The organism is Niallia endozanthoxylica (genome assembly GCF_008710145.1).
GTDB classification, from domain to species: Bacteria; Bacillota; Bacilli; order Bacillales; family Cytobacillaceae; genus Bacillus_BD; species Bacillus_BD endozanthoxylica.
The window spans coordinates 798,694-820,384 of sequence record NZ_VYKL01000015.1; the positions used below are offsets into that span (position 1 = coordinate 798,694).

16 protein-coding genes, 1 other RNA gene and 1 other annotated feature are annotated in these 21,691 nt (G+C 39.0%); of the genes, 1 reads left to right on the top strand and 16 read right to left on the bottom strand.

The features are described 5' to 3' along the window. Positions 1-106: 106 nt before the first annotated feature. The 11 genes from mnmA to F4V44_RS27315 all read right to left on the bottom strand — a co-directional run bounded on the left by mnmA (position 107) and on the right by F4V44_RS27315 (position 11,428). On the bottom strand, positions 107-1,222 hold the full coding sequence (gene mnmA, locus F4V44_RS11120) for a tRNA 2-thiouridine(34) synthase MnmA (RefSeq protein ID WP_150440053.1): 1,116 nt from the start codon (positions 1,220-1,222) through the stop codon (positions 107-109). Positions 1,223-1,238: 16 nt separating this feature from the next. Continuing rightward, entirely contained in the window at positions 1,239-2,384 is a 1,146-nt protein-coding gene (locus F4V44_RS11125; RefSeq protein ID WP_150440054.1) for a cysteine desulfurase family protein, read from the bottom strand. Between the two features lie 175 nt (positions 2,385-2,559). Then, the gene (gene cymR / locus F4V44_RS11130; protein WP_150440055.1) at positions 2,560-2,979 is read right to left on the bottom strand and encodes a cysteine metabolism transcriptional regulator CymR; all 420 of its coding nucleotides are present in this window, start codon (positions 2,977-2,979) and stop codon (positions 2,560-2,562) included. 201 nt (positions 2,980-3,180) lie between these two features. Further along, complete coding sequence (locus F4V44_RS11135; RefSeq protein ID WP_150440056.1) at positions 3,181-4,467, bottom strand: replication-associated recombination protein A; 1,287 nt, start codon at positions 4,465-4,467, stop codon at positions 3,181-3,183. Between the two features lie 183 nt (positions 4,468-4,650). Next, positions 4,651-5,610 carry an ABC transporter permease gene (locus F4V44_RS11140; protein WP_150440057.1) on the bottom strand — a complete coding sequence of 320 codons (960 nt, stop codon included), beginning with the start codon at positions 5,608-5,610 and terminating at the stop codon, positions 4,651-4,653. Continuing rightward, positions 5,603-6,529 carry an ABC transporter ATP-binding protein gene (locus F4V44_RS11145; protein WP_150440058.1) on the bottom strand — a complete coding sequence of 309 codons (927 nt, stop codon included), beginning with the start codon at positions 6,527-6,529 and terminating at the stop codon, positions 5,603-5,605. Before F4V44_RS11145 ends, F4V44_RS11140 begins: the two co-directional genes overlap by 8 nt. 71 nt (positions 6,530-6,600) lie before the next feature. Next, complete coding sequence (locus F4V44_RS11150) at positions 6,601-7,365, bottom strand: tRNA threonylcarbamoyladenosine dehydratase (RefSeq protein ID WP_150440059.1); 765 nt, start codon at positions 7,363-7,365, stop codon at positions 6,601-6,603. A 157-nt stretch (positions 7,366-7,522) separates the two neighbouring features. Further along, a non-coding RNA gene (gene ssrS, locus F4V44_RS11155) (6S RNA) lies at positions 7,523-7,733 on the bottom strand. A gap of 70 nt (positions 7,734-7,803) precedes the next feature. After that, a complete protein-coding gene (gene aspS, locus F4V44_RS11160; RefSeq protein ID WP_150440060.1) occupies positions 7,804-9,573 on the bottom strand; it encodes an aspartate--tRNA ligase in 1,770 nt (589 codons plus the stop codon). Between the two features lie 15 nt (positions 9,574-9,588). After that, positions 9,589-10,860 carry a histidine--tRNA ligase gene (gene hisS, locus F4V44_RS11165; protein WP_150440061.1) on the bottom strand — a complete coding sequence of 424 codons (1,272 nt, stop codon included), beginning with the start codon at positions 10,858-10,860 and terminating at the stop codon, positions 9,589-9,591. Positions 10,861-10,950: 90 nt separating this feature from the next. Beyond that, positions 10,951-11,197, bottom strand: a binding site (T-box leader). 54 nt (positions 11,198-11,251) lie between these two features. After that, positions 11,252-11,428 (bottom strand): hypothetical protein, encoded by a 177-nt coding sequence (locus tag F4V44_RS27315; protein WP_191090624.1) that lies wholly within the window; start codon positions 11,426-11,428, stop codon positions 11,252-11,254. 482 nt (positions 11,429-11,910) lie between these two features. On the opposite strand from F4V44_RS27315, the gene F4V44_RS11170 reads away from it, so the two are divergent. After that, entirely contained in the window at positions 11,911-13,272 is a 1,362-nt protein-coding gene (locus F4V44_RS11170) for an N-acetylmuramoyl-L-alanine amidase (protein ID WP_150440062.1), read from the top strand. A gap of 85 nt (positions 13,273-13,357) precedes the next feature. On the opposite strand, the gene dtd is transcribed toward F4V44_RS11170, so the two are convergent. The 5 genes from dtd to secDF form a co-directional block, all read right to left on the bottom strand. Further along, positions 13,358-13,795, bottom strand: coding sequence for a D-aminoacyl-tRNA deacylase (gene dtd / locus F4V44_RS11175; RefSeq protein ID WP_150440063.1), 438 nt, complete (start codon positions 13,793-13,795; stop codon positions 13,358-13,360). Positions 13,796-13,805: 10 nt separating this feature from the next. Then, positions 13,806-16,001 carry a RelA/SpoT family protein gene (locus F4V44_RS11180; RefSeq protein ID WP_150440064.1) on the bottom strand — a complete coding sequence of 732 codons (2,196 nt, stop codon included), beginning with the start codon at positions 15,999-16,001 and terminating at the stop codon, positions 13,806-13,808. Between the two features lie 315 nt (positions 16,002-16,316). After that, complete coding sequence (locus F4V44_RS11185; RefSeq protein ID WP_150440065.1) at positions 16,317-16,829, bottom strand: adenine phosphoribosyltransferase; 513 nt, start codon at positions 16,827-16,829, stop codon at positions 16,317-16,319. Between the two features lies 1 nt (position 16,830). Further along, positions 16,831-19,188 carry a single-stranded-DNA-specific exonuclease RecJ gene (gene recJ / locus F4V44_RS11190; RefSeq protein WP_150440066.1) on the bottom strand — a complete coding sequence of 786 codons (2,358 nt, stop codon included), beginning with the start codon at positions 19,186-19,188 and terminating at the stop codon, positions 16,831-16,833. 146 nt (positions 19,189-19,334) lie between these two features. Beyond that, on the bottom strand, positions 19,335-21,602 hold the full coding sequence (secDF, locus tag F4V44_RS11195) for a protein translocase subunit SecDF (RefSeq protein WP_150440067.1): 2,268 nt from the start codon (positions 21,600-21,602) through the stop codon (positions 19,335-19,337). Positions 21,603-21,691: the final 89 nt, after the last annotated feature.

Sequence of the window (21,691 nt, forward strand, 5' to 3'; positions counted from 1 at the left end):
AGTATAGCATACTTCACCTCTTGATAAGAACTAGAACCATAAAAAAAGCGCCAAGCATCACAGTTACACTGCGGATTCCTGGCACCTTTTAAAACAACCTTTCGTATTACCCTACATACGTTAGTTGTTCATCATTTTTAAATACTTTATCAATTGTTCCGCCGCCGAGACATTCATCACCATTGTAAAAAACAACTGCTTGTCCTGGAGTGACAGCGCGAATTGGTTCTTTGAACACTACTTTTACCTTTTGGTTATCCATTACTTCAACTGTCACTTGATTATCCGGCTGACGATATCTGAATTTCGCCGTGCATTCAAAGTTTGACGGTTTTTCTATGTTGGACACCCAACTTACATTTGTTGCGATAATGGATGTAGAGTATAACTTTTCGTTATGAAAGCTTTGTCCAACATAAAGAATATTGCGTTTTAAATCCTTACCGATGGCGAACCAAGGTTCACCGGCTCCGCCAATCCCAAGTCCATGGCGCTGACCAATCGTGTAATACATGAGACCATCATGCTTACCAACTACTTCGCCATCGAAGGTCTCCATATTGCCCGGCTGTGCAGGTAAATATTGACTTAGGAAGGTTTTAAAGTTCCGTTCTCCAATGAAGCAAATTCCTGTACTGTCCTTTTTCGTTGCTGTTGCTAATCCTGCTTCTTTAGCAATTTCCCGAACTCGCATCTTTTCAATGCCTCCGATTGGGAACATGACCTTTGAAAGCTGTTCCTGCGATAATTGATTAAGAAAATATGTTTGATCCTTATTTTCATCAATCCCTCGGAGCATCTTATATTCCCCGTCACGATATTCTACCCGCGCATAATGTCCGGTTGCTAAATAATCCGCCCCTAAGTTCATTGCGTGCTCTAAAAAGGCTTTAAACTTTATTTCCTTGTTACACATGACATCTGGATTGGGCGTTCTTCCCGCCTTATATTCATCAAGAAAATACGTAAATACTTTATCCCAGTACTGCTTCTCAAAATTGACGGCATAATATGGGATTCCAATTTGATTGCAGACACGTATGACATCTTCATAATCCTCTGTCGCTGTACATACGCCAAACTCATCCGTATCATCCCAGTTTTTCATAAAAATGCCAATGACATCATACCCTTGCTGTTTTAACAGAAGAGCCGCAACAGAAGAATCTACGCCGCCAGACATGCCTACTACAACACGTGTGTCTTTTGGTTCCTTCACCAAAGCTTCCTCCTTTCACCTATTTATTCGTTAATCTTTGTACAATTTTAGTCATTTCGTCTCCGACCTTTTTCATTTGCTCAACTGAATTCGATATGCCAAAGCTAAATCGAATCGAGTTCGTCAACTTATCAGATTTTTTTCCAAACATGCTGACAAGGACATGCGAAGGCTCAACTGCGCCAGCTGTGCAGGCAGACCCGCTTGATGCAGCAATCCCAGCTAAATCAAGATTAACTAAGAGCGCCTCCACATTGGTTCCAGGGAAACTGAGATTCAATACATGCGGTAATGAAGACTCAAGAGTTCCATTAATCGTACACACAATCTGATTAGTCTTTAGTGTGTCTATTATTGTCTCTTTATACAGCTTATACTGCTCCCTGCGTTTCTCTCTATCCTCTTCCATCAGCTTCACTGCTTCAAAGAAACCAATGATTGCCGGAACATTTTCTGTACCGGCGCGTCTTTTTCTTTCCTGGTCTCCCCCAAATGATTGCGGAGCCAGCTTCATTCCATTTTTTATATAGAGAAAACCAATCCCCTTAGGCCCGTTTATTTTATGTGCAGATACGCTCAACAAATCCACTTTTAATTCATGAACATCTATCTTCTCCATCCCGTATGCCTGTACCGCATCCGTATGAAAAAGGGCTTGATGTCCAGTTAGTATCTGGCCAATTTCCGCAATTGGCTGGATGGTTCCTACTTCATTGTTCCCATACATAATGGTAACAAGGATTGTATCATCTCTTAGTGATTTTTGAAAGTCTGTTATAGAAATGATTCCTGTTTCATCAACAGGTAAATAAGTAACCTCGTACCCTCTTTTTTCTAATTCTTCACAGGCATGCAAGACAGCGTGATGTTCAATTCTTGTTGTAATAATATGTTTTCCTTTATCCTTATTTGCTTCAGCAGCACCAAAAATAGCATAATTATCAGCTTCCGTTCCGCCGCTCGTAAAGATTATTTCTGTTTCTGCGGCACCAATGCTTCGAGCAATACCAAACCGGGCTTCATCAACAATTTTCCTTACTTCACGCCCATAGGAATGAATACTTGAAGGATTACCGAAATGTGCTGCCATTGTACCTGCCATTTTTTCAATAACTGCCGGGTGCATGGGCGTTGTCGCCGCATGATCGACATAAATCCGTTCCAAATCTTTCACCTTCTTACTAAATTCCTTTTACATAAGCTTTGTTAGCGAACCATGTTAATAAGCCTGACTTTTGACTCATCCGTGAGAAATATCCATTTCTCACACCTTTCAGCGCAGCTGAAAGGTTGCTTATCATTATGAAGTGAAAAATCAACGATGTTAATAAACAAAGCCTTTAAATATAAAACATGTAGGAATCAATTTCACCTTCATCTTTATGATTTGCTAAATCTTGGATTGTTGTATTATCAAGGACGTCTTTCACTGCATCCCTTATTCTAATCCATAATGCCCGTTTCACCGGCTCTTCATCCTCGATTCCTTCGACAGGTGTAATTGGACCTTCTAGAACACGAATGATATCACCTGTTGTAATATTGGATGGATCATCAGCTAAAATATAGCCTCCATATGCTCCGCGAACACTCCTCACTAATCCTGCATTCCTTAGAGGAGCAATTAACTGTTCTAAATAATGCTCTGATAAATCATTTGCTTGGGCAATAGATTTTAATGAAACCGGTCCATCACCATATTTTTTTGCTAATTCAATCATAATAGTCAAGCCATAGCGTCCCTTTGTTGAAATTTTCATTTCCTAACACCTCTCTCAATATATTTCAATCAAATAACAGATAAGTATATGGATAAATGTCTTTATATGAAAACATAAATGAATAGTACAAGATAAAAACATACTATTTAGATAAACTTTATCTATTATATCATATTATCCAATACCCTTGCACTTGCAGGCTTTCGCTTGATGTATGTTAGGATATGGCATCTCTAGCAGCTATTTCCCCTTTTTAAATTGTTCTAGTCTTTCATAAATCGCAGAAAATCTCTTTTCATCGCCGGCTTCAACCGGATGGTAATATTTTGTTCCTTTTAAATTGGATGGTAAATACTCTTGATTTACCCAGCCGCCAAAAGTTCCAATGGGATAATCGTGAGGATATTGATAGCCAACATGACCAAGTGCCTTTGCACCTGAATAATGAGCATCTCGCAGATGTTTAGGAATCTCACCTACTTTTCCCGATCGAATCCCCTCTATCGCTGCATCTAATGCTTTATAGGCAGAATTTGATTTAGAGGATAAGCACATTTCTACCACTGCTGCGGCTAGCGGGATTCTTGCTTCAGGAAGACCGAGACGTTCTGAGGCTGTTACGGCAGCCAGTACTCGCCCGCCAACATCGGGATTAGCAAGTCCGATATCTTCATAAGCAATCACGAGAAGTCTTCTATTAACCGATACTAAATCACCACTTTCCAATAAATGTGCCAAATAATAAAGGGCTGCGTTCACATCACTGCCCCTGATGCTTTTTTGCAGACTAGATAGTAGGTTATAGTAGTGAGAGCCCTTTTTATCTCCATACACCCCTGCTTTTTTTATCATTCTATCAATTGTATCATTATGAATCTTATATGTATTCTCAGAGATATCAGAGGAATAGACGATGGATTCAAGCATGGTAAGTGATTTTCGAGCATCTCCTGCTGCACCTTCAGCAATAACCTCAATTTGCTGTTCTGTAATGTCAATCGATAGGCTGCCAAGTCCCTTTTTCTCATCCTTTAATGCTCTTATAATTAGCTCTTTTATATCTTCCTTTGAAAGCCTTGTTAATTGCAGTATCTGCCCGCAGCGGCTGCGGATTGCGGGATTTACATCATGGAAGGGATTTTCTGTTGTTGCTCCTATTAAGACAATGCTGCCATTTTCTACATGGGGGAGCAGATAATCCTGCTGCGCTTTATTAAACCGATGAATTTCATCTAAAAAGAGAATCAGTTTTCCTGTTAATCTTGCTTCTTGGACTACCTCTTCAACATCCTTTTTCCCAGAAGTGGTTGCATTCAAAGCGACAAAGGGCAGTTTGGTCGTACCTGCAATCGCAAAGGCAAGCGAGGTCTTTCCGATTCCAGGCTCCCCATATAGCAGCATAGAAGGTACATAGCCTTTTTTAACCATTTTATATAAACTTGTATCTTTCCCAATAATTTCCTTTTGTCCGATGATTTCCTCGATTGTAGTCGGACGCATTCGAAAAGCAAGCGGTTCTCCGTTCAATCCTAAAACCCCCATTACATTTCTGCCTTCATTATAGACCAAAGTGTAGTGTCAGGCACTTATAATACACATTTCAGTCTAATTTGTACTTGGATGTATATTTTTAATGATTAGGCTATGTTAACGAATCCTGTTGATAAGCTAAATTTTGACTCATACGTGAGAAATAGATAAAGCTAATGATTAAGAGGCTACATCCCTTTTCCCGAAAACAGTATAAGCTAAAGAAAGAAATAGAATAAAATAAATCAGCAGCACGAATAATGAAAATGGGAGAGTCATACCCTCTACCATTGGTATTCCTGTGAAATACTGCATTAAATCCGTATTAGCAAATAATAGATATTTTGCCCATGAAAATTTCAGCGCAATCAATTGTGTCACTTGTCCTCCTGTAAACATCAGAAAAAGGGATAATCCTATTGCAAGTGAATTATTTCGAAAGACTGCAGAAATCATAAAAGCCATCGTTGCAAGCATAAACATATTAAGTGATTCCAAACCATAAAAAATGAATAAATGTAAAGGCATGCTTTGTTCTGTAATGGAGCCTTGATAATAACTTAAATAGGGAGTCGGATTTTCGGGAAACCCGAACAGAACAGCACCTAGTATTGCTGAATAGCCAAATAAAATAAAAAGCATCAAGAAACCAAATACCAGTACCGTCATAAATTTAGTTCCCAATATTTTCGAGCGATTTATCGGTCTAATCAATAAGAGCTTGATGGTTCCCCAGTTAAATTCGCTTGCAACAATGCCAGCAGCAATGATGATTGTAAATAAACCAGCAAAATCAATCATGAATGAAGTATCTTTTACAAAGCTCCAAACCGAATATTCTTCATTCGGTGATATACGATGCTCCATTCTATATTCGTTGAGAGCAATTTGTCTTTCATAATACTGAACGGTGTTTTTGGATACCTTATCACCTGATTCTTCCATCTGCTTCCTTAGACTTTCATTCTCCAATAAGAGTCCCTGCTCCCAATTTTCATTATCTGGTACAGAACCGCCTTGTTCTTGGTATTTAATAAATGCGCCTGTTATCGTAACCATGAAGAGCAGAAGTCCAATCATGACATAAGTTCCCGGCCGTCGAAAGATTTTCATCCACTCATTTTTAATCAAATTAAGCATGAATATGCCCCTCCTTTCCCCTAGTTATTTCTAAAAAGCGATCCTCTAATGTTTTTGTCACTTCCTGAACACTATAGATGTCGATTCGGTTATTAACTAATCCTGTAACAATTCCCGGCACCTGCTTTTTTGAAATCGTAAGAAGGATTCTACCATCCATTTGTTTTATTTCTATATCCGGATGGGCAGCTGTTATAACCTGTATGGCCCCTGCAGCATCATCTACTTCGAAAGCAACCGTATGCTCTGAACCTTCCATAAAGTGTTGAACAGGCTGGACATTGACGAGCTTTCCATCTTGAATAATAGCAATCCGGTCACACATCATTTCCATTTCAGCTAATAAATGACTGGAGACGATGACAGCCATATTATTTTCTTTAGCAAGAAATCGAAGATGATCACGAATCTCTCTTATTCCAGCTGGGTCTAGGCCATTTGTCGGTTCATCAAGAATTAATACATCTGGTTCATGCAGAAGGCTCTGAGCGAGTCCCAATCGCTGCCTCATTCCCAATGAATAAGTTTTTACTTTTTCATGAATCCGCTCAGTTAAACCTACTAACTTGACAACCTCATCAATTTTCTCCTTCGAGATAACGTTTGACATTCGGGCATAATGGATTAAATTCTGATAGCCACTAAGAAATTTATACATTTCTGGATTCTCAACAATTGCTCCAATATGACGAATGGCTCGCTCAAAATCCTTTTTGATACTTTTACCCGCAATTTCAATATCACCTTCTGTTATTCCAATCAGACCAACCATCATGCGAATGGTCGTTGTCTTTCCTGCTCCATTTGGGCCTAAAAAACCAAAAACTTCTCCTTTATGTACCTCAAAGCTGATAGAGTCAATAATCTTCCTGCCCTTTATGACCTTTGTTACATCGTTAAGTTTAACTATCTCTGTCATTTTTATATAAAACTCCTTTCACTGTATAAGGATGTTCATTTATTACAGCATGAAAAAAGACGCCAATAAACTTAAGCGTCTTTTACAGTAGTGATTTTAATATCACCCAGCAGCTGTCTTACCGTGTAACTTGCCATAATAAGACCGGCAACGGACGGTACGAATGCATTGGAGGACGGAGGCATTTTGGCCTTGCGGATTTCTGCATCGTCTTTTCCAACTACTTTTCGAACGTCTTCCCTAATGACAATTGGACTTTCATCAGAAAAGACAACTGGAATCCCTTTTCTAATCCCTTCTTTTCTTAATCTCGTCCGAATTACTTTTGCTATTGGGTCTGTATGTGTTTTTGAAATATCAGCAATTTGAAAACGGGTTGGGTCCATCTTATTCGCGGCACCCATACTTGAGATAATCGGAATTTTCCTGTGCAGACATTCTTTCATTAAATGAATTTTATAAGAAATAGTATCTGACGCATCGATGACAAAATCAAGATTGTGAGCAAAAATTTCTTCATACGTTTCTTCTGTATAAAACATTTTCATGTCAATTACTTCACAGTCAGGATTAATATCCGCAATTCTTTCCTTCATTAATTCTGCTTTAGGTCTTCCAACTGTAGAAAGTAATGCGATAACTTGACGATTCACATTTGTTATATCGACAACATCTTTATCTATGAGAACAAGCTTCCCTACACCGGAGCGGGCAAGCGCTTCGGCAGAAAATGAGCCGACGCCTCCAATCCCAAGAACGGCCACAGTACTGTTCTTCAGCTTTTCTAAACCTTCTTTGCCAATTGCTAATTCATTTCGAGAAAATTGATGTAACATTAAACCATCTCCATTTGCGTCTTCGGTTACCATTAGATTTCCTGTTTAAGACTATAACATACAATAATTTTAAAACAAGAATTATTGCATAATTATCCTATAACAGCATCAAAAAAACCACGTCAGTAGACATGGTTTCTGATTCTCTATGTATGAGAAGAGTCCCAATTATGCCGTCGCTTGTTTTCCTTTGTTTGAACCCGCACGAAGCAGGTGGGTGTTCTATTCCAATTTTTATAAATCCCTAGTAAGTGCTTTACGAATGTAAACTCTTAGGTAAGGCCTGTACGCAAATTAGAAACTCCGAACTCCCAAAGGTAAAATGTTCGGTCAAACGATAGGTAATACTACGAACACATCAGGACTCTTTTCTTAATATTTATAATAGCATAATGCCTTCAAGCGTTCAATCGCTGTAAAATGACTGTTTTTGTCACATTACTTAATGACTGTTGAGGCAAGATTGAGCTCGAGCAATTGTGCCTGACTTACTTCCCCAGGTGCATCTGTCAGCAGGTCACTCGCACTGGCTGTTTTAGGGAAAGCGATTGTATCACGTAAATTAGTTCTGCCCGTTAACAGCATCACAAAACGATCCAGCCCTAGTGCAATACCGCCATGCGGTGGTGTTCCATAGTCAAACGCATCCAGTAAGAAGCCAAATTGTTCGTTTGCTTCTTCTTCTGTAAAGCCTAATGCTTTGAACATTTTATTCTGAACATCTCTTTCAAAAATACGTAAAGAACCGCCGCCAAGCTCATATCCATTTAACACAATATCATAGGCTTGGGCACGTACCTTGCCTGGTTCACTGTCGAGCAGTTCAATATCTTCTCTAACAGGCATTGTAAACGGATGGTGTGCAGCAGAATAACGACCAGTCTCTTCATCATACTCAAGCAATGGCCAATCTGTCACCCAAAGGAAGTTAAATTTACTTTCATCAATTAAATTAAGGTCTTTGGCAATTTTTAAACGCAGCGCACCTAATGCATCTGCAACTACCTTTTTCTTATCAGCAACAAATAAAATTAAATCATCTTTTTCAACAGCGAGGATTCGATTAACAGCAGCTAATTCTTCTTCACTAAAGAACTTAACAATCGGTCCTTTTAGACCGTCATCTTCTGCTTTAAGCCACGCAAGTCCTTTTGCTCCATAGCGTGCTGCATATTCAGTAAGAGCATCAATATCTTTTCTAGAATAGCTTGTTGCACCCTTTTTAACATTAATCGCTTTTACTTGTCCGCCTGTTGAAGCGGCTGCAGCAAACACTTTAAAATTAGAGCTTTGGAAAACCTCAGATAAATCTGTCAGCTTAAGTTCAAATCTTGTATCTGGCTTGTCTGAGCCATAGCTTCCCATTGCTTCATCATATGGAATACGTGGGAATGGAACCGTAATATCGATTCCTTTCACTTGCTTCATAATTCTTTGAATCATATGTTCAATCATGCTTTGAATCTCTTCAGCACTCATGAAACTTGTTTCAATATCCAATTGAGTAAATTCCGGCTGACGGTCTGCACGCAAGTCCTCATCACGGAAACAGCGGGCAATTTGGTAATAGCGTTCAACACCGCTGACCATTAACAGCTGTTTGAAAAGCTGTGGTGATTGCGGAAGCGCATAAAACTCCCCTGGATGCACACGGCTTGGTACAAGATAATCACGCGCACCCTCAGGTGTACTTTTTGTTAAAATTGGCGTCTCAATATCCAAGAAACCTTCAGCATCAAGAAAATCGCGCATAACCTTCGTTACTTGGTGGCGCATTTTTAATGTATTAAACATAACCGGTCTTCTTAAATCAAGGTAACGGTATTTTAAACGAACATCCTCTGAAACCTCAACATCGTCCTCAACCATAAACGGAGGTGTTTTTGATTCATTGATGATTGTCATTTTTTCTACCTGTACTTCAATTTTACCAGTACTTAAGTTTGGGTTAAATGTAGATTCATCCCTGGCAATAACTGTACCAACCACATCAACAACATATTCACTACGGACTTTTTCCGCAACCTCTAATGCTTCTTTAGAAGTTTCCGGGTTAAATACAACTTGTACAATTCCTGTACGGTCGCGTAAATGAATAAAAATTAATCCCCCAAGGTCACGGCGTCTTTGCACCCAACCTTTTAAATTTATTTTTTCTCCAATTGCACTTTCCGGCACTTCTCCGCAAAAATAGCTTCTTCCAAACATAATCTCTTTTCCTCCCTATTGCTGTAATTCTAGAAATTTTTCAATAAAGTTTTCTAAATTCATTTCCCACTGATCGCCGGTTTCCATTCTTTTCACAAGAATCCGGTTTTCTTTTAATTCATTTTCGCCTAATATCGCAACATACTTCGCATTTAGACGGTCTGCCGCTTTCATTTGCGCTTTAATTTTGCGGTCTAAGTAATCTCTTTCAGCTGAAAATCCAGCTAAGCGCAGCCTTTGAAGAAGTCCAACAGTATAGTCTTTTGCTTCTTCTCCTAAAGAGACTAGATAACAATCAATACCCTTATTTACTGGAAGCTCAACAGCTTCTGCTTTTAATGCAGCAATAAAGCGTTCAATACTAAAGGCGAAGCCGATTCCGGGTGTTTCTGGACCCCCAATTTCTTGTGTCAGTCCATTGTAACGTCCGCCGCCGCATAGAGTTGTAATAGCCCCAAACCCTTCTGCATCACTCATAATTTCAAATGCAGTATGATTATAATAATCTAATCCTCTGACAAGATTAGGATCAACTGTAAAAGGAATAGCCAAAGCTGTTAAATATTGCTGAACTTTCTCAAAATATCCTTTTGACTCATCATTAAGATATTCAATGATAGAAGGTGCTGATTTCATCAAATCATGCTCACGGTCTTGTTTACAATCAAGAATCCGCATCGGATTTTTTTCAAGACGATTTTGGCAATCCTGGCAAAACTCTCCGATTCGCGGCTCAAAATGCTGAATCAACGCACTGCGGTGTGCCAAACGGCTCTCCTTGTCACCTAGACTGTTAATAATCAGTTTTAACTTTTTTAGCCCTAAGCTGTTATATATGGACATAGCTAGCGCAATAACTTCTGCATCAATTGCCGGATCCTGACTTCCTAAGGCTTCAACACCGAACTGGACAAACTGGCGGAAACGTCCTGCCTGCGGTCTTTCATAGCGGAACATCGGCCCCATATAATATAATTTGACAGGCTGATTCGGGTCGCCATACATTTTATGCTCTACAAAAGAACGTACTGCAGCAGCAGTTCCCTCCGGACGTAAGGTCAAACTACGGTCGCCACGATCCGTAAATGTATACATTTCCTTTTGTACAACATCTGTTGTTTCGCCGACTCCCCTTGTAAACAGCTCAGTGTGTTCAAAAATTGGAGTTCGGATTTCTTTATATTGAAACCTTTCACAAAGCTCACGCGCTTTTTTTTCAATGAACTGCCATTTTTCTACTTCTCCCGGCAGTATATCCTGAGTTCCTCTAGGTATCTGGATAGACATAAACGCACGAAACCTCCTTAATAACAAAATGGTTAACCTATCTTTTGAAAAAGTTATATAAAAAAGCCCCCGTCTCCTTGTATGATTTATACAAGGGACGAGAGCTATTATTCCCGTGGTACCACCCTAATTTGAAGCAATAGGTCTATATTGCTTCCACTTTTCCCGTTAACGCCTGTGTACGTCCTTCTCCTACTAAAGAAGAAAATTCTTCTGTTTCAGAGCGAAGCCTCGGAAGTGTTCTTCATTTAGTCAGCATGCAGAAACACTTTCAGCCAGCGGTGTTTCCTCTCTATCCATGTGGGTCTAAACTACTTTTCTTCTTCTACGGCAATATTCACATTATCTACATAATATTACGAAGCTTCCCGAAAATTGTCAATAGTTGTAGTTAATTTCTTTCCATTTGCTTTTTTAACTTTTTGACATCTTGAGGAGATAAACCGAATTCAGATGCAAATTCAACTGTTTGAGCATTCTGTTCTTTTTGAGTCAAATCATGAAAATCTACACCATTCAATTGGTTTTGACCAGAAATAGCTGATAATCCCTTATCTCCATGCCTCATTGTCATCCACCTTTACGTAATTTCTCATTTTTATTAGTTCACTTTTGTTTCCTTAGTTATCTTTCCCAAATTCGCTTTAATCATTTCATAAAAAGAAATAATTCATTAGGAAAAGGCTAAAAAAAAGCTAAAATAATCCGATACAAGAGAAGGGATGTAACCTGCTTAAAGAGAAGTAATTTTTCAGGCGGGATATTTTACTTGTCTAGAACAAATGAAAAGATTAAGCATAAAGTGAAACTTCCATCAGTGGTGGTTCTTCATCCCCACTGATGGTTAGTCGAGGCCCACAGGATGCGGGTCACACAGACGTTGCCACAAATGCGGCGTTCTTAGACTGTGATTCCACAACTGGACTTTTACGAGCAGTTGATACCCCACCTATCTTCTTTTGTATAATCAGAATCTTGAGGTGGGGGTCTTACTGCCCGTTAAGAGTGGGATAAATCATTCCAAATCTAAACAAAGGGAGGGAACTGAATTTGCTTAAAAAGAAATTGACTTTTCTCATCTGTATCACTCTCTGTCTTACATGGCTTGGGACAACCTCCACTACACATGCAGCAAGTACAGCCATCACAGTCACAACGGATTATTTAAATGTCAGAAAAGGTCCAGGACTTGATTATGGTGTATTAACTACATTGAATAAAGGAGGAGTTTATTTAGTTTTGAAAGAAGAGGGTGAATGGACGCAAATTCAACTGAAGAATAACGAAACAGGCTGGGTTGCCAATTATCTTGTCAATAAGAATGAAGGAGAAAGTCCATCACAAACTTCATCCGCTGAACGGCAAAATCAGGAAATAAATTCATCTGATACGGGACGTGTTACGGCAAATTCTTTAAATTTCCGTGCTGCCCCATCATTAAATGCAGACATTGTGGGCAAGCTTTACCAAGGAACACATGTTAACATACTTTCTCAGCGTGATGATTGGGTTGAGATTCAGTATGGCGGACAAACCGGATGGATATCAGTGGAATACATTCAACTGCCAGAAGAAGAAAATCATATTGAAACAAATGTACAGACGCCTGAAGATACAACGTTAACCATTTTACATAACGGCACTAATATCAGAAAAACTCCGAATACACAATCAACGATTCTCCAGCGGGCAAATAAGGGTGAAACATTTAGAGCAATACGCTTTGAAAATGATTGGTACGAAATTCAATTGCCTGACGGACAAACAGGCTATGTAGCAAACTGGGTTGTTTCTGATCAAAGTGAACAAATGACTCAATCAACGAGCAGTGAAGAAAATAACTCCGAAGCATCAAACAACGACTTGAGTCAATATTTAAAAAACAAAAAAATTGTGATTGATCCCGGTCATGGCGGAAAAGATGGCGGAACAACAGGAACAAGAGGCACATTGGAAAAGGAACTAACATTAGAAACCGCCCGTCACCTATTCGATAAGCTAAGGGCTGCCGGTGCAGATGTTACATTAACAAGGCAGCGTGACAAATATTTAAATTTGCCCTACCGAGTCAACGTAGCCAATGAGCAAAATGCAGATGCATTTATCAGCATCCATTATGACAGTACGAAAGATCGTAGTGTTCGCGGTTTAACAACTTATTTTTATTATCCATGGCAAAAAGAACTAGCTGTCAATATCCACTCTGCTGTCATTGATGAAACGAAGATGAACGACCGGGGCACCCGCTTTGGCGATTACTATGTCATTCGTGAGAATAATAAAAAAGCGGTTTTGATTGAATTAGGCTACTTAAGCAATCCTACAGAAGAGCTTCACGTCCAGTCAAATCAATATCAAGAATCAGCTGCAACCGGAATTTACGAAGGACTTGGTCGCTATTTTAAAGAATAACAACAAAAAGAGCAGAATTTTGTATTCTGCTCTTTTTTATTATTAGCTACGTCAACAAACAATGTTGATACACAAAGCTTTATTATTAATTTTCCAATATTAAAGTCACAGGTCCATCGTTAACTAAAGAAACATCCATCATGGCGCCAAACTCACCGGTTTCTACCTGGACACCTTTTTCTTTTAATAATTCGTTAAAACGAAGATATATCCCTAAAGCATGGTCCGGCTTAGCAGCCTCCATAAAATTAGGTCTTCTTCCTTTACGGCAATCTCCATATAAAGTAAACTGCGAAACGGATAAAATACTTCCTCCCTTATCAAGTAAAGAAAGATTCATTTTGTTGTCTTCATCTTCAAAAATACGCAAATTTACAATTTTATCAGCTAAATAGGCAGCGTCCTCAACCGTATCCTCATGTGTAACACCAACAAGCAGTACGAGACCATTTGAAATTTCCCCAACCACCTGTTCATTGACTGTTACACTAGCTTCTTTACTTCTTTGTACAACAATTCGCATCTTTTCCACCTTAATTCATGATTCTTCTTACTGCATAAAGATCAGGTATTTGTTTAATTCGATCCACCACTTTTTGCAAATGGCTTACATTGAGGATGGAAATAGACATCGTTATTGTTACCATTTTATTTCGATCTGTACGTCCGGATACCGTTGAAATATCTGTCTTTGATTCATTGACAGCCTGCAGCACTTCATTTAGAAGCCCTCTTCTATCAAAGCCGGTAATTTCAATTTCAACATTGTATTCCTTCTTATCATTTAAGCCTGATTCCCATTCAACAGGTATAAGCCTTTCCTTTGCATCGTCTGTCACGATATTCGGACAATCCTTGCGATGGACCGAGACACCTCGTCCTTTTGTGATAAATCCAACAATTTCATCGCCAGGAACAGGATTACAGCAGCGTGAAAGACGGATTAATAGATTATCGATTCCTTCAACCCTGACACCAGATTCACGTTTTTTCTTTGTCTGCAGCGGTTTTAATTCCGAAACCGCATTAGCAAGGTTAGCAACCTGTTCCTGATCTCGCTTTTTACGCCATTTTTCAGTTAATCGATTGGCCACCTGTAAAGCGGTGATTCCATTATAGCCAACAGCGGCATACATATCCTCTTCATTGGCAAAGTTAAATTTTTCCACGACACGTTTTACATTATCAGAAGTTAAAATTTCTTTTAAGTCGAATTCCATCAGACGGATTTCTTTTTCCACCTGCTCGCGGCCTTTAATAATATTTTCTTCTCTTCTTTGCTTCTTAAAGAAAGCTCTGATTTTATTTTTTGCCTGTGATGTTTGTGCAAGCTTCAACCAGTCCTGACTTGGTCCATAGGAGTGTTTCGAGGTCAAAATTTCTAAAATATCTCCCGTTTTCAATTTATAATCGAGAGTGACCATTTTCCCATTTACCTTTGCTCCGATTGTTTTATTTCCGATTTCAGAATGAATTCGATAAGCAAAATCAATCGGTACAGAACCTGCCGGGAGTTCAATCACATCACCCTTAGGCGTAAATACAAATACCATATCAGAGAACAGGTCGACCTTTAACGATTCCATAAATTCTTCTGCATTTACCGTATCATCCTGAAATTCAAGGATTTCACGGAACCATGTCAATTTATCTTCAAAAGTTGAATTTTCCTGCAGTGTTTTTCCTTCTTTATACGCCCAGTGAGCCGCAATCCCAAATTCAGCGATTCGATGCATTTCAACTGTACGAATCTGCACTTCAAGCGGGTCACCCTTAGGACCAATCACAGTGGTATGCAAAGATTGATACATATTTGGCTTCGGCATGGCAATATAATCTTTAAAACGACCCGGCATTGGTTTCCAACATGTATGAATAATACCAAGCACGGCGTAACAGTCTTTTATCGAATTGACAACAATCCGAATCGCCAACAAATCATAAATTTCATTAAATTGTTTGTTTTGCCGGGACATTTTTCGATAAATGCTGTAAATATGCTTTGGACGGCCGGACATTTCCGCCTTAATGCCTACTTCATCCATGTGCTTTTGTATTTCAACAATGACTCCGTCTAAATATTGTTCTCGTTCTGCGCGTTTCTTTTTCATAAGATTTACAATACGATAGTATTGCTGCGGATTTAAATAACGTAATGAAGTATCTTCAAGCTCCCATTTTATTGTCGATATCCCCAATCGATTCGCTAAAGGAGCAAAAATTTCCAACGTTTCATTTGCAATACGACGTTGTTTTTCTGCAGGCAAATGCTTTAATGTCCTCATATTATGAAGCCTGTCTGCCAATTTAATCATGATGACGCGAATATCCTGTGCCATGGCCACGAACATCTTTCGATGATTTTCTGCCTGCTGTTCCTCGTGAGATTTATATTTAATTTTACCGAGCTTTGTAACACCATCGACGAGTTCGGCCACTTCATCGCTAAAGGCTTCTTTAATATCTTGCAAAGAAGCTTCTGTATCTTCAACAACGTCGTGGAGAAATCCCGCAGCTACCGTAGAAGGATCCATTTCTAAGTCAGCAAGTATACCTGCCACTTGAATGGGATGGATAATATACGGTTCACCGGATTTTCTGTATTGTAAACGATGTGCATGTTTGGCAAATTCATATGCCCTTCGAACGAACTCTACACCCTCATCGTTTAAATATCCCCTTGTTCTCTCGATGACTTGTTCGGCGGTTAGTACTTGATCGTTCGCCATAAAATCACCTTTTTATTTAAATGTATTTAAAATATATATCAAAAACGAATAAGAATAAAAAATCAAATGATTGTTATTATTATCAAAAAAAAATGATGAGATGTAAAGAGAATGTATGTTATTTTTCTGTTTAATTAAAAAAGATTTCAAATATAGGAAAGCGCAAGCGCCTTGTTCACCCCGACAAGCATAAGACGAGCCTTCAAGAAGGTTGTTCTTTAACCTTCTTGAAGGATATGTCTAGACCATCGAGGGGGTAGGTGCTGAAGCTATAAATATAGGAAAAGAGCGCTTATTTGTAAGCGCTCCCACTCCTTAAAAGGACATCAATGTTAGTATATCGTGATTTTCAAGTTTTTCACGTCCACCTAAATCACTTAATTCAATAAGAAAAGCAATACCTGCAACAATACCGCCAAGCTGCTCAACCAACTGAATTGTAGCTAAGATGGTTCCCCCTGTCGCAAGTAAATCATCCGTAATCAAAACCCTTTGGCCAGGTTTAATTGCATCCTTGTGGATGGTAAGGACATCTTTTCCATATTCTAAACCATATTCAACCTTCACCGTTTCACGCGGCAGCTTACCCTCTTTACGAACCGGTGCAAAGCCTAAACCAAGGGAGTACGCAACAGGACAGCCAATGATAAATCCACGGGCTTCAGGACCTACCACAATATCGATTTCTTTATCACGTGCATACTGAACAATTTGGTCTGTAGCATATTTATATGCTTCACCATTATCCATTAAAGTCGTAATATCTTTAAAGCTTATCCCTGGCTTAGGATAATCCTCTACGACGGTAATAAACTTTCTTAAGTCCATTTTATAAAGCCTCCTCAAATGTCACCGTTTCTTGAATGAATTGATCAAACCAGTCCTTTAACTGATGAAACGATGAATATAACAAATCCTTTTCCACTTCATACTGAGCCAATTTTTGCCGGTAAGTATTAGAATCCGTTAAATCCTTCTTACCTGCTCCTTTGTTTAAAGAAATCAGTCCATTTTCCATTGTAACAAAATCGAGTTCAAAAAACACCTGTGACATAAAATCAATTGTTTCCCTTGTCCATCCCTTATGCTTTGCAATAGTATCACCATGTCTCTTCAAATCAAACGGACCCTTTTTAGCAATTAAGGCATAATACCATTTAAAATGCTCTCTGGTTGGAATCGTTGAGAAAAAGTCACTTTCTGCTTTGAATAAATGGGCATAAATTCTTGCAATTTTTTTCCCTGACAACAGTCGATGAAGGATTTCCTTTGAAGGCGGTAAATCGACTAACACGACATAACAATGATCAAGCTGAGCCTCGTCCGCTTCGGAGGAAGAAGAAATATACAGGACTTCACTATCTCCAATAGACTTTTGCAATTTCAACGCATACTCCTGACGGAAGACAATCCATTTTGTCCTTTCAGAAGGTAGATGATTGGCTATTTCAATTATTTTTTTAGCCCCCCGGTAATCAAACAACTGCCATGTGGAAACAGAAAGATCTTGTAAAAAGATTTGCGGCTTTTTGCGATTATTCCATTCATTAATCGATAGTTCCCCAATAACAGAAAGCTTAGAAGCCGGAGAAATATGGTCACACACTTCACCAAGACCAAAACCTACCCCATCTAATGAAACTCCTTCGTGCTCTAATGTCAATTTTAAATGATTCTGCTCTGATCCGATTTTCCTTATACTTTCAATAGATGCATCCTTAATTAAAACTTTAGGCTTTGGATTATCCATCCCGTATGGAGCTAATTTATTCATTTCCTCAATAGACGTAATATCGATATCTTGAACAGACACTTCAGTATCAATATATGTGATAGGGATTAAATCCTCCTCCGATAATTGTTCGTTGGCCAGTTGATTTAAACGGAAGCGCAGTTCTTCAACATCCCTAATATTTAACGTCATTCCTGCAGCACTTGTATGCCCACCAAAATGTGGTAATATATCGCGGCAAGTGGATAGGTTTTTGAAAAGATCAAATCCAGCTATACTTCTAGCCGAACCTTTCGCTAGTCCCTTTTCTTGATCGTAGCTTAATACAATCGTCGGCCGGTAATATTTCTCAACCAGCTTTGAGGCAACAATCCCTATTACCCCTGCATTCCAGCCCTCTTTTCCGACAATAAGGAAGCTGTTCTCATCGGCAGGGTAATGTTGTTCAACCATCTGTATGGCTTCTTCCGTCAAACTATTTACTAATTCTTTTCGTTCTTTATTTAATTGCTCGATATCCTCTGCTAAAGCTTCTGCTTCATAGGGATCATCAGTAAGCATTAAATAAACTGCCGGATCTGCACTATCCAATCTTCCCGCAGCATTTATTCTTGGTGCTATGGAAAAGCCGATGGTTTCTTCATTCGTTGCTCCCTGTTCGACGCCGGCAAGCTTAAAAAGCGCTTTTAACCCAACACTATCCGTATTTCTTATTATATTCAAACCCTTTTGGGTAATAAGTCTATTTTCATCCTTTAATGGAACAAGATCAGCAATGGTTCCAATAGCAGCAAACTGGAGTAAATGATCAGGAAGCTTGCCAAATAATGCATGTGCTAACTTGAAGGCTACGCCGGCTCCACAAAGCTCCCCAAAAGGATAGGTACTTCCTTCTCTTTTTGGATGAATGATCGCGTACGCGTCCGGCAGTTCTGGTCCAGGTTCATGGTGATCAGTAATAATTAAATCCAGTCCCAGCTCTTTAGCTACTCTTGCTTCGTTAAGTGCAGCAATTCCCGTATCAACAGTAATGATAAGGCTGATTCCAATTTCATGTGCATACCTAAAAGCGCCCTCATTTGGACCATAGCCTTCCGTGAAACGGTTTGGTATGTAAAATTGCACATTTGCCCCAAGCTCCTGCAGCATTTTCATCATGATTGTAGTGCTTGTCACACCATCTGCATCGTAATCCCCAAAAATCATAATCGCTTCGTTTGCAGCTATTGCCTGTTTAATTCTCTTCACAGCTATATCCATATCTAAGAAGAGAAATGGATCATGAAATTCCTGTTTTTCACTAAATAAAAAAGCCCTTGCTTCTTCAGGATTTTCAAGTCCTCTGTTCACAAGTAGCGATGCAACCAGTGGCGTCACATTGATTTCCTCCACCAGCTGGGTGACTTTTTCTTTTTTTGAAGATCGAACAATCCAACGTGTCTTTGAATTTAACATACGTTCACCCCTTAGCCTATTTATTATACAAAAGAGCAGAAAAGGATTCAATGTAAGAGTATGGTTTGTGTGGGAAAATGAAGGAAATAAGAAAAGCAAAAAAAACTCATAAAAGTAAAAACCGCAGGAGATTCTGCGGTTTTTGGTTATACTTGAGGCTCGTCTGTGCGAACACGTTTTTCTTTATAGGTAATAATAACACCTTTCTTTTTCAATTCTTTTTTCTTCCATTCAACCCAAAGCGGGACTGCGATGAAGATGGAAGAATACGTACCAACCAACAGCCCAACTGTCAAGGCAACTGAGAAGGATAGAATTGATTCACTGCCAAAAATCATCAGCGCAACAACGGTTAAGACAACCATTAATACTGTATTTACTGATCGTCCAAGCGTTTGACGGACACTAGTATTGGCAATTTCCACAATGTCTTCAAACGTTTTAATTTTACGTCTCTTCTGCATATTTTCTCTCATCCGGTCGAATGTAACGATTGTATCATTTATCGCATATCCGACAACCGTTAACAAGGCGGCAATAAAGGTTAAATTGACTTCCAATCTTGTAACGCTGAAGAACGGAATGATAAAGAAGGCTGCAAATAACAGGGCAATAACAGCTGATACCGCCATTGGCAGTTCAAATCGGAAGGATACAAAGATAATCAAACCAAGCGAAGTAATTAACAAACCAATGAAGGCATTCTTGGCAATTTCCTTTCCTACTGTTGGCGTAACACTGCTGACATTAGGCTCTGCTCCAAATTTTTCGTTAAAATGCTCTTTTAATTCAGCTATCTCCGTTTTTGAAAGAACTCCTTTGAACCTTGCTACACCGATATTATTATCATCACCTGAAATAACGATATCATCGGTTTTCATGTTTATCTTTTCTAATTCAGAAGCAACCGTTTCGGTTGTAAGTGCCTCTTTTGCTAGTATTTCTACACGAGTACCGCTTGTAAAATCAATGGATAAATTTAATTTTAATACTGCTAATAAGATAATTCCTATAACTAGTAACGCTGCTGAAAAACTAAAGAACTTCTTACGCGGCTTTACAAAATCAAAACGATCGAATTTCGTTGTTAAATCAAGTGTATCAACATTATCACGAATATCATGAATAGCACTTTTCTTAACGCCAAACCAGCCTGGCTTATTTTCAAAGTACCCGCTGTTTACAAATAAGCCGAGTAACCACCTTGATAAATAAACGTTAGTAAGGAAGCTTCCTAATGTACCAATAATTAAGCTGGTTGCAAACCCTTTAACAGAGCTTTCCCCGTAGAAGAATAACACGACAGCAGCTAAAAGAAGCGTTAGGTTAGCATCTGTAACAGTTGAAAGTGAATTTGTATTACCTGCTTTATAAGCAGACTTAATTGATCTTCCTACTCTGATTTCCTCTTTAATCCTTTCGGCAGTAATGATATTAGCATCAACTGCTGTACCGACACCAAGGATAAAAGCGGCAATTCCCGGCAAGGTAAGCACCACATTCATCCAATCAAAGATTAATAATGTTAAAAATAAATAAACGGTTAACGTAATGGTTGCCACAAAACCAGGCAAACGATAATAAAAAATCATAAAGAGGAATACAGCCGCTACCCCAATTAACCCGGCAAAAACGGTTTCTTCCATTGCTTTTTCCCCAAATTGAGCGCCAACTGATGTTGAGTAAATCTCATCAAGCTTCACCGGCAGTGCTCCGGCATTTAGAATATCGGCTAAGCTTTTTGCTTCTTCAATAGTAAAGCTACCAACAATAGAAACAGTATCCCGGTTAAATACCTCACTTACTCTTGGAGCAGAAACAAATTTCGGATCAGGCTTCACAATCTCTGCTTGATAGGAATCTACACCTTCTTCAAAATCAAGCCAAATAGCTAGTACATTGTTGGGCGGACCCATGTTAACAATTTCTTGTGTCACATTTTTAAACTTTTCTGCACTCTTTAGCTTAAGGGATACAATCGGCTGACCATTCTCATCGAATGTTTGCTGTGCTCCGCCTTCAGCAAGGTCGGTACCATCCATCAAAACACGGTCATTAGCATCCCGAAACGTTAAATTAGCTTCAGTAGATAGAATTTCTCTGGCTTGGTTCTGGTCCTCTACTCCTGCAAGCTGAACACGAATCCGGTTATCTCCTTCAATCTGGATGTTTGGCTCACTTACACCAAGTACGTTTACACGACGGTCTAATGCTTCTACCGTACTAGTAAGAGCTTTTTGATCAATCTTTTGTCCCTCTTTTGCTGGATTCACTTCATACAGTACCTCAAATCCACCTTGGAGATCGAGTCCCAGCTTAATATTACTTACTATGTCCTTTGTTGTTGCCCCCATTACTCCGCCCATGACAACAATAAAAATTAAAAAGGCAACAATCCGACTTCTTTTAATCATTATGTATAGCTCCTCCTTAATCTAAAGCCGGCAGATTAAAAAAATTAATCTGCTGATCGCTTATCCAATTACAGCGATCACACTTCAAA

Excerpts from the sequence above, each read along its gene's own strand:
- cymR (WP_150440055.1), bottom strand. The coding sequence starts at position 2,979 with ATGAAAATTTCAACAAAGGGACGCTATGGCTTGACTATTATGATTGAA.
- F4V44_RS11140 (WP_150440057.1), bottom strand. The coding sequence starts at position 5,610 with ATGCTTAATTTGATTAAAAATGAGTGGATGAAAATCTTTCGACGGCCG.
- F4V44_RS11145 (WP_150440058.1), bottom strand. The coding sequence starts at position 6,529 with ATGACAGAGATAGTTAAACTTAACGATGTAACAAAGGTCATAAAGGGC.
- F4V44_RS11150 (WP_150440059.1), bottom strand. The coding sequence starts at position 7,365 with ATGTTACATCAATTTTCTCGAAATGAATTAGCAATTGGCAAAGAAGGT.
- aspS (WP_150440060.1), bottom strand. The coding sequence starts at position 9,573 with ATGTTTGGAAGAAGCTATTTTTGCGGAGAAGTGCCGGAAAGTGCAATT.
- hisS (WP_150440061.1), bottom strand. The coding sequence starts at position 10,860 with ATGTCTATCCAGATACCTAGAGGAACTCAGGATATACTGCCGGGAGAA.
- F4V44_RS27315 (WP_191090624.1), bottom strand. The coding sequence starts at position 11,428 with ATGAGGCATGGAGATAAGGGATTATCAGCTATTTCTGGTCAAAACCAA.
- dtd (WP_150440063.1), bottom strand. The coding sequence starts at position 13,795 with ATGCGAATTGTTGTACAAAGAAGTAAAGAAGCTAGTGTAACAGTCAAT.
- F4V44_RS11180 (WP_150440064.1), bottom strand. The coding sequence starts at position 16,001 with ATGGCGAACGATCAAGTACTAACCGCCGAACAAGTCATCGAGAGAACA.
- F4V44_RS11185 (WP_150440065.1), bottom strand. The coding sequence starts at position 16,829 with ATGGACTTAAGAAAGTTTATTACCGTCGTAGAGGATTATCCTAAGCCA.
- recJ (WP_150440066.1), bottom strand. The coding sequence starts at position 19,188 with ATGTTAAATTCAAAGACACGTTGGATTGTTCGATCTTCAAAAAAAGAA.
- secDF (WP_150440067.1), bottom strand. The coding sequence starts at position 21,602 with ATGATTAAAAGAAGTCGGATTGTTGCCTTTTTAATTTTTATTGTTGTC.